Source organism: Enterococcus sp. MSG3290 (assembly GCF_050555565.1).
GTDB classification, from domain to species: Bacteria; Bacillota; Bacilli; order Lactobacillales; family Enterococcaceae; genus Enterococcus_B; species Enterococcus_B faecium.
Genome location: NZ_CP187862.1, coordinates 1,051,304 through 1,068,527 on the forward strand (window position 1 = coordinate 1,051,304; position 17,224 = coordinate 1,068,527).

The 17,224-nt window shown below is 38.4% G+C and carries 16 protein-coding genes and 1 other annotated feature; of the genes, 14 read left to right on the top strand and 2 right to left on the bottom strand.

The features are described 5' to 3' along the window. The first annotated feature begins 16 nt into the window (after positions 1-16). The 3 genes from IGL31_RS05005 (at position 17) to IGL31_RS05015 (ending at position 2,748) form a co-directional block, all read left to right on the top strand. Entirely contained in the window at positions 17-412 is a 396-nt protein-coding gene (locus IGL31_RS05005; RefSeq protein ID WP_002293900.1) for a rhodanese-like domain-containing protein, read from the top strand. A gap of 162 nt (positions 413-574) precedes the next feature. Further along, the gene (locus IGL31_RS05010) at positions 575-940 is read left to right on the top strand and encodes a DUF488 domain-containing protein (protein ID WP_002330097.1); all 366 of its coding nucleotides are present in this window, start codon (positions 575-577) and stop codon (positions 938-940) included. Then, positions 937-2,748: an FAD/NAD(P)-binding protein gene (locus tag IGL31_RS05015; RefSeq protein WP_086300007.1), complete on the top strand. Its 1,812-nt coding sequence runs from the start codon at positions 937-939 to the stop codon at positions 2,746-2,748. Before IGL31_RS05010 ends, IGL31_RS05015 begins: the two co-directional genes overlap by 4 nt. A 61-nt stretch (positions 2,749-2,809) precedes the next feature. Here the strand turns inward: IGL31_RS05015 and IGL31_RS05020 are convergent, their stop codons facing one another. Further along, complete coding sequence (locus tag IGL31_RS05020; protein ID WP_002288457.1) at positions 2,810-2,977, bottom strand: DUF3042 family protein; 168 nt, start codon at positions 2,975-2,977, stop codon at positions 2,810-2,812. Between the two features lie 248 nt (positions 2,978-3,225). Between IGL31_RS05020 and galE the strand changes: the two genes are divergently transcribed. The 7 genes from galE to tsaD all read left to right on the top strand — a co-directional run bounded on the left by galE (position 3,226) and on the right by tsaD (position 9,638). After that, positions 3,226-4,215, top strand: coding sequence for a UDP-glucose 4-epimerase GalE (gene galE / locus IGL31_RS05025; RefSeq protein ID WP_002293897.1), 990 nt, complete (start codon positions 3,226-3,228; stop codon positions 4,213-4,215). An 11-nt stretch (positions 4,216-4,226) separates the two neighbouring features. Next, positions 4,227-5,711, top strand: a complete 1,485-nt coding sequence (galT, locus tag IGL31_RS05030; protein ID WP_002288451.1) for a UDP-glucose--hexose-1-phosphate uridylyltransferase — start codon at positions 4,227-4,229, stop codon at positions 5,709-5,711. 23 nt (positions 5,712-5,734) lie between these two features. Then, entirely contained in the window at positions 5,735-6,715 is a 981-nt protein-coding gene (locus IGL31_RS05035) for a LacI family DNA-binding transcriptional regulator (protein WP_086300008.1), read from the top strand. 190 nt (positions 6,716-6,905) lie between these two features. Next, on the top strand, positions 6,906-7,628 hold the full coding sequence (gene tsaB, locus IGL31_RS05040; RefSeq protein WP_218776279.1) for a tRNA (adenosine(37)-N6)-threonylcarbamoyltransferase complex dimerization subunit type 1 TsaB: 723 nt from the start codon (positions 6,906-6,908) through the stop codon (positions 7,626-7,628). Further along, positions 7,612-8,154 carry a ribosomal protein S18-alanine N-acetyltransferase gene (gene rimI, locus IGL31_RS05045; protein ID WP_002293890.1) on the top strand — a complete coding sequence of 181 codons (543 nt, stop codon included), beginning with the start codon at positions 7,612-7,614 and terminating at the stop codon, positions 8,152-8,154. Before tsaB ends, rimI (IGL31_RS05045) begins: the two co-directional genes overlap by 17 nt. Positions 8,155-8,160: 6 nt before the next feature. Continuing rightward, the gene (gene rimI, locus IGL31_RS05050) at positions 8,161-8,625 is read left to right on the top strand and encodes a ribosomal protein S18-alanine N-acetyltransferase (protein ID WP_002306425.1); all 465 of its coding nucleotides are present in this window, start codon (positions 8,161-8,163) and stop codon (positions 8,623-8,625) included. After that, on the top strand, positions 8,622-9,638 hold the full coding sequence (gene tsaD / locus IGL31_RS05055; RefSeq protein WP_002317795.1) for a tRNA (adenosine(37)-N6)-threonylcarbamoyltransferase complex transferase subunit TsaD: 1,017 nt from the start codon (positions 8,622-8,624) through the stop codon (positions 9,636-9,638). The genes rimI (IGL31_RS05050) and tsaD overlap by 4 nt, the downstream gene beginning before the upstream one ends. A gap of 571 nt (positions 9,639-10,209) precedes the next feature. On the opposite strand, the gene IGL31_RS05060 is transcribed toward tsaD, so the two are convergent. After that, positions 10,210-10,911 (bottom strand): Crp/Fnr family transcriptional regulator, encoded by a 702-nt coding sequence (locus IGL31_RS05060; protein WP_002288442.1) that lies wholly within the window; start codon positions 10,909-10,911, stop codon positions 10,210-10,212. A 460-nt stretch (positions 10,912-11,371) separates the two neighbouring features. Between IGL31_RS05060 and arcA the strand changes: the two genes are divergently transcribed. From arcA to argS, 4 genes are all read left to right on the top strand, one after another. Then, positions 11,372-12,601 carry an arginine deiminase gene (gene arcA, locus IGL31_RS05065; protein ID WP_002288439.1) on the top strand — a complete coding sequence of 410 codons (1,230 nt, stop codon included), beginning with the start codon at positions 11,372-11,374 and terminating at the stop codon, positions 12,599-12,601. A gap of 90 nt (positions 12,602-12,691) precedes the next feature. After that, a complete protein-coding gene (argF, locus tag IGL31_RS05070; protein ID WP_002288437.1) occupies positions 12,692-13,711 on the top strand; it encodes an ornithine carbamoyltransferase in 1,020 nt (339 codons plus the stop codon). Positions 13,712-13,825: 114 nt separating this feature from the next. Continuing rightward, entirely contained in the window at positions 13,826-14,773 is a 948-nt protein-coding gene (gene arcC / locus IGL31_RS05075) for a carbamate kinase (RefSeq protein WP_002288434.1), read from the top strand. A 147-nt stretch (positions 14,774-14,920) separates the two neighbouring features. After that, positions 14,921-15,118: a binding site (T-box leader), on the top strand. Between the two features lie 76 nt (positions 15,119-15,194). Beyond that, positions 15,195-16,886: an arginine--tRNA ligase gene (gene argS, locus IGL31_RS05080; RefSeq protein ID WP_002317792.1), complete on the top strand. Its 1,692-nt coding sequence runs from the start codon at positions 15,195-15,197 to the stop codon at positions 16,884-16,886. The last annotated feature ends 338 nt before the right edge of the window (positions 16,887-17,224 follow it).

A 17,224-nucleotide genomic window follows, 5' to 3' on the forward strand; every position in this document is an offset into this window, starting at 1 on the left:
AAAACGGAGGCATTACATGGTTTTATGGGTAATTAATATCATTTTGCTATTGATTGTGCTTGCAATCATCTTTTGGGAAGTCTATCTACGAGTAATGGCCAAGCGTTCGGCAACGACTTTGACAGAAGAAGAATTTCGAGAAGGAATGAGAAAAGCACAAGTAATCGATGTTCGCGAAAAAGATGTGTTTGATGCTGGGCATATTTTAGGTGCAAGAAACATCCCTTACACTGTTTTGAAAGATTCATTAGGATCTATTCGAAAAGACCAGCCTGTTTATATTTACGATCAAAAGAAAAGTTTGAGCATCCGTACAGCAAATAAATTACGTAAAGCAGGTTATCAAGAGATTTATTTACTTAAGGGTGGATATGACGGATGGTCTGGAAAAATCAAAAGTAAAAAAGTATAAAACAGATGATTGTATGACAGCTTTAAAAACCGAATCAATCATTAGATTTTGACCAAGATCACATGAACGGCGCAATGGATAGTTGTGCCGTTCATTTTTTTTATTTTGTGCTATTATCTACATATATAAGCTAAGCGAAAAGGCAGAAAGAAGGAAACAACTATGATCAAATTAAAACGTGTTTACCTTGATGCTGAAAAAGAGGATGGCTATAGAATACTCGTGGATAGGTTCTGGCCCCGAGGAATTTCAAAAGAAAAAGCGCAGTTAGATCTGTGGTTGAAAGAAATTGCACCTAGTAATGAAGCACGCAAAACTTTTGACCATGTACCAGAACGATTTGCTTCATTTGCAAAGAAATACCAGCAAGAATTGATTTTCGAAGAAGAAAAGAAGCAAGCTATTCTTAAACTCAGTCAACTTATGAAAGAACATCCAGTCATTACTTTTGTTTATGGTGCAAAAAATGAACATCAGAACCATGCTGTTTTATTGAAAAAATTTATCGAAATGGAGGCATGCAAATGAAAATAGGGATCATTGGTGCCGGACCTAGAGGATTAAGTGTAGCAGAAAGGATTCTCCATAATAATCAGGGCAGACATTCTCTTGAACTTTTTCTTTTCGATCCCAATGGTCCTGGAGGTCGAGTTTGGCGGTTGAATCAGCCACCGGAGTTATTAATGAATTCTGTTTCTCAACAAGTGACGCTTTTTACAGATGAAACATTGTCCAGTGGAGGATTGGTAACACAGGGACCCAACTTGTTTCAATGGAGTAAAGGACCTGCTACAGATTATATCGAACAGACGGTAACCAAAAATAAGCAACTAATTATAGAAGAAATCAATCGTCTGGAAAAAGATCAGCAATCTACTCGATGTTTATACGGACTCTATCAACGCTGGTTTTTCTCAAAGTTGCAAGAAGAATTTCCAGCTTCTATTCAGTTTGTTTATTCTTTAGTAAAAAAAGTCAGCAAAAGAAAAGATGGTTATCTTTTACAGACAGATCAGCAAAGCTATTCTATCGATCAGCTTGTTTTAGCAAGCGGTCACTGGGAAAATGATGAGACAGAAGAAGAAAGAGTGTGGGTAGACTACGCAAAGAAAAATGATTTACTGTATCAGCTTCCTTCTAATCCTGCAGATGTCGATCTTTCGAAGATACCGCCTAAAGAAAATGTCTTTTTAAGAGGTCTAGGCTTAAGTTTTTTTGATTATGTCGGATTGTTTACAGTATCAAGAGGAGGGCGCTTCGAGAACGAAAAGGGAAAACTTGTCTATCATCCATCAGGCAAGGAACCGATTGTATACAGTGGATCAAGAAGGGGGCTCCCTTATTACCCTCGAGGAAGAAACCAAAAGCAAGGCGGAGCAATGGCATGGCCACGGTTACTAACAAAAGAAAACCTGGAGCAATGGCATCAGTCGGGATTTTTGACTGGCGAAACATTTTTTGACTATCTGAAAAAAGACGTTGAGTTGTTTTATTACAAGAAAATCATCGAAGAATATCATTTGCCGATTCCAAAGAAAAATTTTGAGCATGATTTTCTCTCCCTCTCTTCAGAGGAGTGTCTCGGAAAGCATCCAGCACTAATCCCTTATAGATGGGATTGGTCGTATTTAGAAATTCCTCTTACCTATCAGGATGAGTCCTTTGCAGAAGCTAGCCGAGCATTTATTGAAGGGCAGATAAAAGAAGCGGAAAAAGGCAATTGCACAGGAGCATTTGCTTCAACATTTGATGCATTAAAAGACTGGCGTGATCCAATCCGGCAGGCTATTGAATGGCACGTTTTTTCTGCAAAGGAATACAAAGAAATACTATGGGGATGGTTTACTCATCTAAATAGCTTTTTAACGATCGGTCCGCCAGTCATTCGGACGAAAGAATTAGTAGCACTGATAGATGCGGGTATTTTTCATTTGATCGAACCGCCACTTGATATTCAGCAAAAGCACAACCGCTATGTTATTTCTCTACAAGATAAAGAAATCAGCAGTCGCTATTTGATTGAAGCTCGATTGCCACAAACAAGCTTTTCTCGTTCAAGTAATCCTGTCATAAAAAATTTGAAGGAAAACAAACTTGTTCGCCCTTTTTCATTTTCAGATAATACAGGAAGTTATCATTCAGAAGCTATAGATGTTGAGCGAGGTACGAATCGCGTGATTGATGCTTCAGGGGAAATCCAGTCTGACTTTTATTGCTATGGAATACCTGTTGAAGGTGTGGATTGGCTAACTGCAGCAGCAGCTAGACCTTATACAGATCCATGGAATCTGAGACAGGCAGATAAAATAGCACAACTTATATTGACTGACAAATAAAAATACGCATGATGACTTATCTGTTCTTTCAAAAGTCTTCATGCGTATTTTTAAATAATTATTAACGAGAAACGCGTTTGCGCATTGCTTTTTTACGGTTTTCTTCGATCATTGCTTCTTTTTCGTCAATTGGATCGATCACTGTTTTTTTCACAGAAGCGACCAAACCAGCAACGGCAGCGGCTGTTGCCAGACTTCCTACTAATATTCCAGATACAAATTTTTTCATTGAATCCACCTCATTTATTATTTGTTATATCCATTATGGAACAAAAGAGAAAAAAAGGCTAGTTTTACGTTTGTTTGTAAACCTTTGCAAAAAATCCTTGAAAATGTTTACTAAATGTTTTATTATAAATTTACCATATGAATTTACGAAATTTTACTTTGTTTGTTTTCACCATAAAAGTAAACTTCGTTTTTTTAAATTATATAGAATCAACAAACACAATTTTACTAATCAAAGGAGTGTTTTTTATGACAATTTTAGTACTAGGCGGAGCCGGTTATATCGGTTCGCACGCTGTAGACCAGCTAGTTCAAAAGGGGTATCAAGTAGCTGTGGTAGATAATTTGCTCACAGGTCACAAACAAGCAGTACATCCAGATGCTCATTTTTATGAAGGAGACATCCGGGATAAAGAATTTCTACGTTCCGTATTTGAAAAGGAACCGATTGAAGGAGTAATCCATTTTGCTGCAAGCTCTTTAGTAGGAGAATCTGTCGAAAAACCATTGATGTATTTCAACAACAACGTATACGGTATGCAAATCTTACTTGAAGTCATGCACGAGTTCAATGTGAATAAAATCGTGTTCTCTTCTACTGCAGCAACTTACGGAGAACCAAAAGAGTCTCCAATCACAGAAGATACACCAGCTAATCCTAAAAATCCGTATGGTGAAAGTAAATTGATGATGGAAAAAATGATGAAGTGGTGTGACCAAGCATATGGCATGCGCTATGTCGCTTTGCGCTACTTCAATGTAGCCGGAGCAAAAGCAGATGCATCTATCGGAGAAGATCATACACCAGAAACGCATCTTGTCCCAATCATTTTACAAGTAGCTCTTGGTCAAAGAAAAGCATTGGCTGTTTATGGAGACGATTATGATACACCAGATGGAACATGTATCAGAGATTATGTTCAAGTAGAAGATTTGATTGCTGCACATATTTTAGCTTTGGAATACTTGAAAGAAGGAAATGAAAGCAACTTCTTCAATTTAGGCAGCAGCAAAGGATACTCAGTCAAGGAAATGCTAGAAGCAGCTAGAGAAGTGACAGGAAAAGAAATTCCAGCAGAAATAGCACCAAGAAGAGCTGGAGATCCTAGCCGATTAGTCGCTTCAAGTGAAAAAGCGAGAGAGGTTCTGGGCTGGAAACCTGAATACACAGATATCAAAGCAATTATCAAAACAGCATGGGATTGGCATGTCAGCCATCCAAATGGTTATGAAGAATAGGGGAATGAGATATGTCAATCAGTCAAACGATTTGTGATTTTGCCACACTTGCGATCGAAGCTGGCGGATGGATGGAAATGGACCGCTTATATTTACAGAATCGTCTTTTAGGGATGGTAGGAGAAGATGCTCTAGAAAGCATTGAAGTAAGACCAGTTAAGGAAGAATCTGTAGACTTATTGGATCAGCTTGTCGCTAAGGCAAGAGAAAATGGTGTTCTTTCAGAATTGCCAGCAGAACAAGAGATTTTTGAAGCGCAATTAATGGATTTTCTCACACCGCCACCTTCAGTCGTCAATGCATTCTTTGCACAGCACTATTCGAAAAGCCCAGAGGAAGCAACTGAGTATTTCTTTAATTTAAGTAAGAAAAATGACTATATCAAAACAAGAGCCATCGCAAAAAACATCAAATTTCCGGCAGAGTCGGAGTATGGTGAACTGGAAATCACAATCAATTTATCTAAGCCAGAAAAAGATCCAAAACAAATCGCAGCAGAACGCGAGGCGGTAAAAGTAGACTATCCTACCTGCATGCTTTGCATGGAAAACGAAGGATATAGAGGTCGCTTGAACTATCCAGCCCGCACCAATCACCGGATTATTCGAATGAATCTAGACGGTGAAAGCTGGGGATTCCAATATTCTCCTTATGCTTATTACAATGAACATTCGATCATTTTATCAGAACAACACCGCCCGATGAAAATCACAAAGGAAACATTTGCTAGACTGCTTCGGATTACTGAAGTCTTGCCTCATTACTTTGTTGGTTCGAATGCTGACTTACCAATTGTTGGAGGATCGATTCTTTCTCATGATCATTATCAGGCAGGACGTCATGAATTTCCTATGGCAAAAGCACCGATAGAAAAACTTATCAAACTAGAAGATTATCCGCAAGTCATCGCAGGAGTCGTGAAATGGCCGATGTCTGTGATCCGTTTGCAATCAACAGAGAAAAACTTGCTGATTGAAGCAGCTAACTCAGTATTGGAAAAGTGGAAAGCATATTCGGATGAAACAGTATCTATCAGAGCTTTTTCAGCAGATGGTACACCACACCATACGATTACGCCAATTGCACGAAGAAGAGACAATTACTTTGAGTTGGACCTTGTCCTTCGAGACAACAATGTTTCAGAAGAACATCCTGATGGGATTTTTCATCCACATAAAGATGTCCAACATATCAAAAAGGAGAACATTGGGTTGATCGAAGTAATGGGGCTTGCTGTTTTACCACCTCGTTTGAAACCAGAACTAGTAGAAGTAGAGCATTTCTTATTAGGAGAAGAAAACCAGATGGCTGAATATCATCGTCCGTGGGCAGAACAATTGAAAAAAGAACATCCTGATTTGACGAAAGATACGGTCACCGATGTCGTACAAAAATCTGTAGGTCAGGTTTTTGCACGTGTACTGGAAGACGCTGGAGTATTCAAGCGAGATGAAAAAGGACAGGCAGCGTTTGAACGATTTACTGCGATTTTATAAACGTAAAAAAGGAGGAGAGACAAATGGCAACAATTAAAGACATTGCGCAGTTGGCAGGAGTTTCTCCTGCTACTGTTTCAAGAGTTCTCAACTATGATCCTGATCTTTCCGTCGGCTTAGCCACAAAGCAAAAAATTTTTGAAGCAGCAGAACGCTTAAATTATACGAAACATCGTAAAAATGCAGCAAATACTAAGCAAACGCTTCGCCTGATCCAGTGGTACGACGATACGGAAGAGCTTGAAGATCTTTATTATTTATCTATTCGCCTAGGAATCGAAAAAAAGGCAGAAGAAGCAAACGTTACTTTATTGAAAGAAACGTGGGATTCCATTAGTGATCTTCCGGCAGATGGAACGATCGCACTAGGAAAATTCGACGAAGCTCAGTTATTAGAAATGAAAGGATCCCAAAATGCCTTGCTTTTGGTAGATTCTGACGGCACTTCTCAAGGAATCGACTCTCTAGTTGTCGACTTTAAGTCAAGTGTTCAAAAAGTCATTGAACACTTTGTCTCCCATAAAGCGCAACATATCGCTATGCTTGCTGGAACAGAATATACGAAGAAAAACCATCAGCGGCTAAAAGATCCCAGAATTATGGCATTTCAACAAGTTTTGGCAGAAAAAGGCTACGACGAAGGTCTAATTATCGAAGCAGATTTTTCTGTCGAGTCAGGATATCAAGCAGTTAAGAAGTATTTAAAAACGAATCCGCATGTTCCTGATGCGCTTTTTGCAGCTAATGATGCATTAGCGATTGGCGCACTGAAAGCGATTCAAGAAAAAGGTTTAGTGGTACCAGAAGATATTTCTGTGATGGGCTTCAATGATGTCAGTGTAGCGAAATATGTAATGCCCTCTCTTTCTACTGTAAAAGTTTATACCGAATGGATGGGAGAGCTAGCAGTGGAGACGATTCTTCAATTAAGTAATTCCAAAGCACCGGTTTCAAGAAAGATTATTGTGGAAACAGAGTTGATTATTCGAGAATCAACGAAATAAAAGATGGAAAAGCTGTGGGGAAATGGAGTGATACCGCAGCTTTTTTGTGTTTCAGGAAGGGGCAAAATTTGCCCGCCAGCAGATAATCATGTATCATTGTACTAGTTTTGCCTTTGGTATTTTCATCCTCAGAATAAAAAAGTATGCTACAATGGAAGGCGAGAATGTCATAGCAGAAAGGATCAAATATATGATTACATTAGGAATAGATACTGCAAACCAAACTTTGGCGATCGGTGTGGTAGAAGACGAACAAATTCTTGGACAAATACAAACAAATATCAAACGCAACCACAGTGTAACACTGATGCCTGCAATCGACCAATTGTTTGCAGATCTTCAAATAAGTCCAAAAGACATTGACCGAATCGCGGTTTCTGATGGTCCCGGTTCTTATACAGGGCTTCGTATAGGTGTAACGACAGCAAAAACGATTGCTTATACATTAGATAAAGAGCTAGTAGGAGTATCTAGTCTGAAAACCATCGCGGCTAATTGCATCGGTGTGGATAATATTATTGTGCCCATGTTTGATGCTCGAAGAAAAAATGTATACGCTGGGGCATACCGCTGGAAAGAAAATAGATTAGAAACTGTACTTGAAGATGTACATATTTCTGCTTCTGATTTGTTCACACAACTACAAAAGCTGAATGAAGCTATTTATTTCGTCGGGAGTGATTGTCACAAATTCTTCTCTGAAATAAAGGAAATATTGCCTAGTGCGATGATTAATACAGTTCCAGCATGGGATATTCCAAGTGGTGTAACTGTGGCTCAATTAGGTACTTTAGCTGAACCAGTTGCAGAGAAACAAGCTTTTCTTCCTCGCTATTTAAAACGGGTAGAAGCAGAAGAAAAATGGTTGGAGACGCACACACCTGGAGACGAAAGTTATGTTGAAAAAATTTAGAGCGTATGCCAGAAGCTTTTTTCAAGATAAAATGATTTATACAGAAAAAACAATCGAACAAATCGATCGTCGTTACGTACTAAGAGAATTGACTACAGAAGATATCAAAGAGCTGCTGGATGTCGAACGAGAAGTCTATAATGGCGAATTGCCATGGACAAAAAGTGCCTTTATATCAGAATTGAAGTCACCGCTTCCTCATCTATATCTAGGTATCTTTGATAATGGAAGAATGATTGGTTTTATCGGTTCAAGAGCGTTCGGTTTAGATTGCCATATCACGAATATTGCCGTTCGACCGGCATATCAGCGTAAACGAATCGGTTCGCTGCTTATTGACGAAATCGAGAACTTTGCTATAATGAATCGCTGTGAGACGATGTCATTAGAAGTGCGTATGAGTAATCAAGATGCACAAAGACTTTATCGGAAGTTAGGTTTTCAAGCAACGACGATCAAAAAAAGATATTACACTGAAACAAAAGAAGATGCATTGGATATGATAAAACTTTTAGAAAATGAGTGAGATTAGTTGATTTGCAGAAAAAAAGATTTTGATGAAGCGTACTTGGCAGAATGCGTATGGGTGATTAGCGAAAATGCTTATCCACATGGTTCACCTTGGACGAAAATGCAGTTTTTGGCAGACATCCAACAGCCTCACTCTGATTATCTGCTTTTAGTTGAAGATAACCAGATCTGTGGCTTTATTGGATACTCGAAAGTAATAGATGAAGTCGAGATCACAAATATTGCTGTTGCAGTTTCAGAACAAGGAAAAGGGCATGCACGGCATTTGTTACAATTACTGATTACGGAACAAATAAAAGATTCGCTGCATGTTTTTTTAGAAGTACGTCTATCTAATGAAGCAGCAAGAAAACTTTATGAATCAGAAAAGTTTCGTATATTAGGTAAACGGAAATCATATTATCGCAATCCGACGGAAGATGCGATCATTATGAGCAGAAAGTTAAAAACGGAGACGATGAAATGAATGAAGAATTGATTCTGGCGATTGAATCAAGTTGTGATGAAACGAGTGTAGCGGTCGTTAGAAATGGAACAGAGATCTTATCTAACATCGTTGCTTCTCAAATAAACAGTCATAAACGTTTTGGTGGCGTAGTTCCTGAAGTAGCTAGCCGCCATCACGTAGAACAAATCACCTTATGCTTGGAAGATGCACTGGTAGAAGCTGGTGTGTCGGCAGAAGATTTATCGGCAGTCGCTGTCACTTATGGACCAGGACTTGTCGGCTCGTTGCTGATTGGTATTTCTGCAGCTAAGGCTTTTGCTTGGGCACACCAATTGCCGCTTATTCCTGTAAACCATATGGCAGGGCATATCTATGCAGCCCGTCTGGTTAAACCATTCCAGTTTCCATTGATGGCACTTCTTGTTAGCGGAGGACATACAGAATTAGTCTATATGCAAGAAGATGGATCATATGAAATCATTGGGGAGACAAGAGATGACGCAGCAGGAGAAGCTTATGACAAAGTTGGAAGAGTATTAGGTCTTTCTTACCCAAGCGGAAAAGAAATCGATCAGCTAGCTCATCAGGGAAAAGATAATTACCATTTTCCACGAGCGATGATCCATGAAGATAATTATGATTTCAGTTTTAGCGGATTAAAAAGTGCATTTATCAATTTGGTGCATAATGCACAACAGCGTGGAGAAGATCTAGACAAAAATGATTTAGCAGCTAGCTTTCAAGCAAGTGTGATCGATGTATTGATTACTAAAACACTTCGAGCTTGTCAAAATTATCCAGTCAAGCAACTGATTGTAGCTGGAGGTGTAGCGGCCAATCAAGGGTTGCGTGAAGGATTGCAGGATGCTTTGGCAACTAAATTCCCTGAGGTAGAACTAGTGATTCCCCCTCTTCGACTTTGTGGAGATAATGCTGCAATGATTGGAGCAGCAGCACATGTGGAAATGCAAAAAAGAAATTTTGCTAGCTATCAGTTGAATGCTGATCCAAGCTTGGTTTTATCTGAATAAAGAGGTTGTGAAAAATCTGCCCTGCATCAAGTAATAAGAACAGCCCAGGAAAAACGGCTTCTCATGTTTTTGACCTGGCTGTTCTTATTACCGCGTATGCAAGCTTTTGAACGCCGTTTAATCAAGAGTTCGTAAGCCTGTCGTTTAACTCTGATTCACAAGGAACAATTTCAAAAAACAGCTCCTCATGTTTATGAACATTATGACTTGTGACCGAAGAGTTGACAGGTACACACCGTTTAATCGAAATAAGGGCTGTGACACGCTTTTGTCAAAGCCCTATTTTTTACAGCTTATTCATCATTATCCGTTCCTCTGATTGCCCTCACTGATTAATCGTTTATTGTCGAGGAATATCGAATAATCTAGGTCGGATGAGGACAAGACGCTTCCTCTAATTAATCTATCAGTATTTTTTGCAAACAGTGAATATTACATAACTGAAACACACATAGAAAATCTTTGAGTCTTGCCCAGTGATCTAAAACTGCCGGATCTTTCAGAAGTTTTAGGGAGGAAAATAAGCAGTGACCCTGATAAATATCAGGGTCACTGCTTATTTTTGTTCGCGTTATTCTCTCATAGCTGGAGTAGTAGCTGTCTTACAGAAAGTAAAACGCTTTTTGTCATAATCTAACAGTCCGGAATCACGTAGTTGTTTGATTACTTGTCCAGCAGTTTCACGTGTCGTGCCGCTATTCACTGCTAATTCTTTTAAGGTGATCGGATAAGGAATGGTGATATGACCATCTTTTGTTGGTACGCCCAATTCTTCTTTCAAAATGAATAAATTTTGTTTTACCCGGTCAAAGGCGCTAGAGGTCAATCCGATTTGGATACGCAATTCATGTATTTCAACTACTTTAGAAATTTTTTGTATCATATAGATCAACTGTTCGGGATTTTTTCGTGCTAATTTTTCATAGTAGGAAACAGGAAGGTAGAATGTTTCAATATCAGTCATCGCTTGAGCTGTATAAGTGTAGGTCTCTTCTCCAAACATTCCTGACATAGGAAAAAGGTTATTTGTATTCACATAGTCATAGTAGTAATAAGTTGCACTTTCATCATAACGTTCTAAACGAACGAGTCCTTTGGTCAAGATATACAACCGTTGTCTGGGATCACCATCGTCGAAAAGGATCTGTCCTTTTTTATAAGAACGAAGAACAGTATGTTCCTTGATCTGTTGGAACTCTTCATCCGAGAAATGTTCAAAATCAGGTTGATATCTGAGTTTTGAAAAGTGAAAATCGATTTTATTAACACGCATTAAAAAGTCCTCTCCTTATTGTTCACTATATTTATTGTCACTTTTTTTAAAGAATTTGTAAAGTTTTAACATACCAACATTAGAAACAAGTTTTAATACTTTACAAATATAATTTGTTATTATGTAAAAAATATACAATGGTATTGAATAATTTGTTTTGAAGCGAATGATTTGTGTATAAAAAACAACAATAATACATATAGTAAACGCTAACAACGCTAATATAATTTATTTTTTTAATTTATTCAAAAAAATTTTTTCAATGAATAAATATTTTTTTGAAAGTGTATACAGAATAAAAAATGAATAAATTACGCTTAAAAATAGAAAAACGTTTAATTATTTAATTATCGAATATTAATGTGAGGAATGTCTCATTTTGAATGAGACAAAATTATGAAAGTGATTACAAAAGGAGGATATCCTATACATGTAATCAAAAAGAAGGAGGCAACACAACATGGATAAACCTATTCACGTTTTCTCTGAAATAGGGAAATTAAAGACAGTTTTACTGAAACGGCCTGGACAAGAAGTGGAAAATTTGACACCAGATATTATGGATCGTCTGTTGTTCGATGATATTCCATATCTTCCGATTGCTCAAGAAGAACATGACAACTTTGCAAAGACATTGCAAAATGAAGGCGTCGAGACTCTTTACTTGGAAAAATTAGCGGCAGAAGCGATTGACGCAGGCAATGTCAAAGAACAATTCTTGAATAAAATGTTGGATGAATCTCATATTGCATCGAATGCTGTAAGAGAGGGTCTTCATGAGTTCCTTCTATCAATGGAAACGCAAGAAATGGTAGATAAAATCATGGCTGGGGTTCGTACAAAAGATATTGAAGTACGTTCTAGCAGTCTATACGATCTGTCAGCAGACGATGACTATCCATTTTACATGGACCCAATGCCAAACTTGTACTTTACACGCGACCCTTCCGCATCAATGGGAAATGGGATGACAGTCAATAAGATGACTTTTGAAGCACGTCGTCGTGAATCGATGTTTACAGAATATATTTTGAAACATCATCCAAGATTTGCAAATAAAGGAATCGAAGTATGGTTGGATCGTGAAAATCCAGATCATATCGAAGGCGGAGACGAATTGATCTTAAGCGATAAAGTAGTAGCTGTTGGGATTTCTCAACGAACTAATGCGAAAGCTTTAGAAAAATTAGCACGCCACCTATTCGCAAAAAATTCAGGATTTGAAAAAGTGTTAGCAATCAAAATTCCAAACAACCGTGCAATGATGCATTTGGATACCGTATTTACAATGGTAGATCACGATAAATTCACTATCCATCCAGCAATTCAAAGTAAAGACGGTAAGATGGATGTCTTTACAATCGAACCAGATGGTGATGATATCAAGATTACTCATTCAGATAACTTACACGAAACGATGAAAGCTGCTCTTGGATTAGATGATCTTGTACTGATCCCAACTGGTAATGGAGATGAGATCGTTGCACCTCGAGAACAATGGAATGATGGATCAAACACATTGGCAATCGCTCCAGGTGTTGTAGTCACTTATAACCGAAATTATGTATCGAACGAATTGCTTCGTAGCTATGGCATCAAAGTATTAGAAATCAATTCAAGTGAATTGTCACGAGGCCGTGGTGGTCCACGCTGCATGAGCCAACCACTTGTCCGTGAAGACTTGAAGTAATTTGTTTCCTGACGGCGGTCTTACTGTCAGCTGCCGTCGGGATTTCCTCTTTAATCTTAAATAAAAACAATCTAAAGGAGAATGTTTAATATGAAAGAATCAGTATTCCAAGGAAGAAGCTTATTAGCAGAAAAAGACTTTACAAAAGAAGAATTACAATATTTGATCGATTTTTCAGAACACTTGAAAGACTTGAAAAAACGTGGTATCCCACATCACTATCTAGAAGGAAAAAATATTGCGCTTTTATTTGAAAAAACATCTACACGTACTCGTTCTGCATTTACTACTGCAGCGATCGATCTAGGTGCACATCCTGAATATTTAGGTGCAAATGATATCCAATTAGGTAAAAAAGAATCCACAGAAGATACAGCTAAAGTACTAGGACGTATGTTTGACGGAATCGAATTCCGTGGATTCAGTCAAAAAATGGTAGAGGAACTAGCAGAATTCTCTGGTGTTCCAGTTTGGAATGGCTTGACTGATGAATGGCATCCAACACAAATGATCGCTGACTTTTTAACTATCCAAGAAAACTTTGGAACAGTAGAAGGTATCACTGTTGCTTACTGCGGAGATGGTCGAAACAATATGGCTAACTCTTTATTAGTCACAGGTGCAATTTTAGGAGCGAATATGCGTATCGTTGCACCAAAAGAATTACAACCTGAAGAAGAAATCGTCAAAATGGCAGAAGGCTTTGCTGAAAAATCCGGTGCACAATTGATGATTACCGACGATGTTGATAAAGGTGTAGACGGAGCAGACGTCCTTTATTCTGATGTATGGGTATCAATGGGTGAAGAAGATAAATTCGAAGAACGTATCAAATTGTTGAAACCTTACCAAATCAATATGGAAATGGTAGAAAAAACACACAACACAGATCGTTTGATCTTCTTGCACTGCTTGCCAGCTTTCCATGATACAAACACTGTTTACGGTGAACAAATGAAAGAACGCTTTGGCATCACTGAAATGGAAGTAACAGATGAAGTCTTCCGCAGCAAATATGCTCGTCAATTTGACCAAGCAGAAAATCGTATGCACTCAATCAAAGCGATCATGGCAGCAACATTAGGTAACTTGTTTATCCCTCGCGTTTAAGCATAACCACATTCATCTCACGAAAAAACGAGTCAGCATTGAGGGAAAATCACAAAACGCTGGCTCGTTTTGTTATCTAGAAAATTCGGTAGAACTGAAGAAAGGACGAATGAAATGGCCAAACGAAAAGTAGTTGTCGCTTTAGGGGGTAATGCCATCTTGTCTACGGATGCAAGTGCAAAAGCCCAACAAGAAGCGTTAATGGAAACAGCAAAGTATTTAGTGAAATTTATCGAACAAGGAGATGAATTGATCATCTCCCACGGAAATGGTCCGCAAGTCGGTAACCTATTGATTCAGCAGCAAGCTGCTGATTCTGAGAAAACACCGGCAATGCCTTTAGATACATGTGTTGCAATGACAGAAGGATCTATCGGTTACTGGTTACAAAACGCCATGGGCGAAGTACTGAAGGAAAAAGGGATCGATAAAGATGTGGTTTCTTTAGTCACTCAAGTTATTGTGGATGAAAATGATCCTTCATTCAAAAATCCAAGTAAACCAGTCGGTCCATTCTACACGGAAGAAGAAGCCAAAGAACAAATGAATGCTGACTCCACTGTGACATTCAAAGAAGATGCTGGACGTGGATGGAGAAAAGTAGTCGCTTCCCCTAAACCCATCTCGATTAAAGAAGCACGTGTCATCGAAACGCTGGTCGATCAAGGAGTTATCACAGTCTCTGTTGGTGGCGGTGGGATTCCTGTTGTAGAAACAGCTACTGGATTAGAAGGACGAGAAGCCGTAATCGATAAAGATTTTGCTTCAGAAAAATTAGCCGAAATCATCGATGCGGATTTGCTGATCGTATTGACAGGAGTAGACAATGTGTATGTCAATTACCAAAAACCAGATCAAAAGAAATTAGAAACTGTTACTGTTTCAGAAATGAAACAATACATTGATGAAAAGCAATTTGCTCCAGGAAGCATGCTTCCGAAAGTAGAGGCAGCTATTGCATTTGTTGAAGCAAAACCAAACGCTAAGGCAATCATCACTTCTTTAGAAAATATCGAGAATCTTTTAGCTTCTGAAGAAGGAACGATTATCGTAGCTGATTAATTTGTTAAGTCTTTCGTATTTACGAAATGATTTATAGCTATCCAGGTGGTATTTCTTCTCCTTTAGGCCATCTGGATTGTTTTTTTATCAGAAACGACTAGCCTTTCGTTTTTTTTTCTGATATAATTCAAGAAAGTTTAATAAGACTAAGATTTGTTGAACAAGAGAGTACTTGTATCATTCTTGGCTAGCGAATTCGGAAATGGTGGAAGCCGAATGAAGAAGATACAACGAAGCGCACTTGGAGAATTCTGTTTTAAACAGACGGTCGTCTACCGATATCAGATGGAGCTGGTCCTTTTTTAGGACAATTGGAGTGGTACCGCGGGAAATCTCGTCTCTAGTGATGGCATACTAAGTATGCCGTCGCTAGAGATTTTTTTTGTTTAACAATCAAGGGAGCACTTTAGGAGGAATAAAGATGAATAATAAAGATCTTGTCGCAAAAGCTGTCTATGACGCTGTCAAAGATGATTTAACACTGGAACAAGTCGAACAATTACTAGAAAATCCAAAATCAGCTGAACACGGAGATGTTGCATTTCCAGCCTTTTCATTAGCAAAAGTTTACCGAAAAGCGCCACAGCAAATCGCTGCAGATTTAGCAGAAAAAATCGATTCTGCTAACTTTGAAAAAATCGAAGTTGTCGGACCTTACTTGAACTTTTTCATGAATAAAGAACTTATCAGCAAAAAAGTTTTGCAAACAGTAGTGAAAGAAAAAGAACATTATGGGGATAGCAATATCGGGAATCAAGGAACAGTACCAATCGACATGTCTTCTCCTAATATTGCCAAACCAATCTCAATGGGACATTTGCGTTCGACAGTTATCGGTAATTCGATCGGTTTCATTATGGAAAAAATCGGTTATCAGCCAATCCGCATCAACCATTTAGGTGACTGGGGAACACAGTTTGGAAAACTGATCGTCGCTTACAAAAAATGGGGTACAGAAGAAGCTGTTAAAGCAGAACCAATCAATGAATTGCTTCGTTTATATGTCCAATTCCATGAAGTAGCTGAAACAGAACCAGAATTAAATGAAGAAGCTCGTGCTTGGTTCAAACGTCTGGAAGAAGGCGATGAAGAGGCTATTCAATTATGGCAATGGTTCCGTGATGAATCGATGAAAGAATTCAATAAAATCTATGATCTGCTGGAAGTACGTTTCGATTCGTTGAACGGTGAAGCTTTCTACAATGACAAGATGGATGAAATCGTCAAACTTTTAGAAGAAAAACATTTGCTGAACGAGGATAAAGGTGCAGAGATCGTTGACCTATCTGCTTATGACCTGAATCCAGCGTTGATTAAGAAGTCAGACGGTGCGACACTATACATTACACGTGACTTAGCTGCTGCATTGTACCGTAAACGTACTTACGACTTTAAACAATCTCTATATGTAGTAGGGAATGAACAAAGCTATCATTTTAAACAGTTGAAAGCTGTCTTGAAGGAAATGGGCTTTGACTGGTCTGACGACATGCACCATATTCCATTTGGTTTGATCACACAAGGTGGTAAAAAATTATCAACTCGTAAAGGAAAGATCGTCTTATTAGAAGAAGTATTAAATGAAGCAATCCAATCTGCTAAAGAACAAATCAGCGAGAAAAACCCTGATTTGGAAAACAAAGATGCTGTAGCTAAACAAGTTGGGGTTGGGGCAGTCATTTTCCACGATTTGAAAAACGATCGACTGAATACATTTGACTTTAACCTGGAAGAAGTTGTTCGATTTGAAGGAGAAACTGGACCTTATGTGCAATATACACATGCTCGTGCAGTCAGCCTGTTGGAAAAAGCAGGATTTGTCCCTTCAGAAACAGCAGACTATGCATTGAATGACGATACCAGCTGGGAAGTGGTTAAATTAGTTCAAAAATACCCTGAAACGGTCTTGTCTGCTGGGGAAAAATACGAACCGTCAGTGATTGCGAAACATGCAATCAAATTAGCACAAGCATTCAACAAATACTATGCTCATACGAAGATTTTAGCTGATGATGAACAAAAAGAAGCACGCTTAGCTCTAGTTTATGCAGTGACTGTATTATTGAAAGAAGACCTTCGTTTGCTAGGACTTCATGCACCAGATAAGATGTAAGAAAAAGAGAATGTGAAATCAGCGTTCTGATCCGAGTATTAGAGAAACAAAAGAGAAAATAGCTTTTCAAATTTTATCGTTTTTTGAGCAAATACCGAGAGTCAGCTGAATGAACACCGTTTAGTGGAGAGGTTGTCTCTTAAACACTGTTTGTTTGCAAATAAGGGGACTGTGACAAAAGTCGTGTCACAGCTCCCTTTTTTTTTCGAATAAACGGTGTTCAAAAGCTTGCATCTGCGGTAATAAGCCTAACCAAACGAAAAATATGAGGAGCTATTTTTGTTTGGCTGTTCTTATTACTTGATGCAGGACAGCTTTTTCACAACCTCTTATTTTGT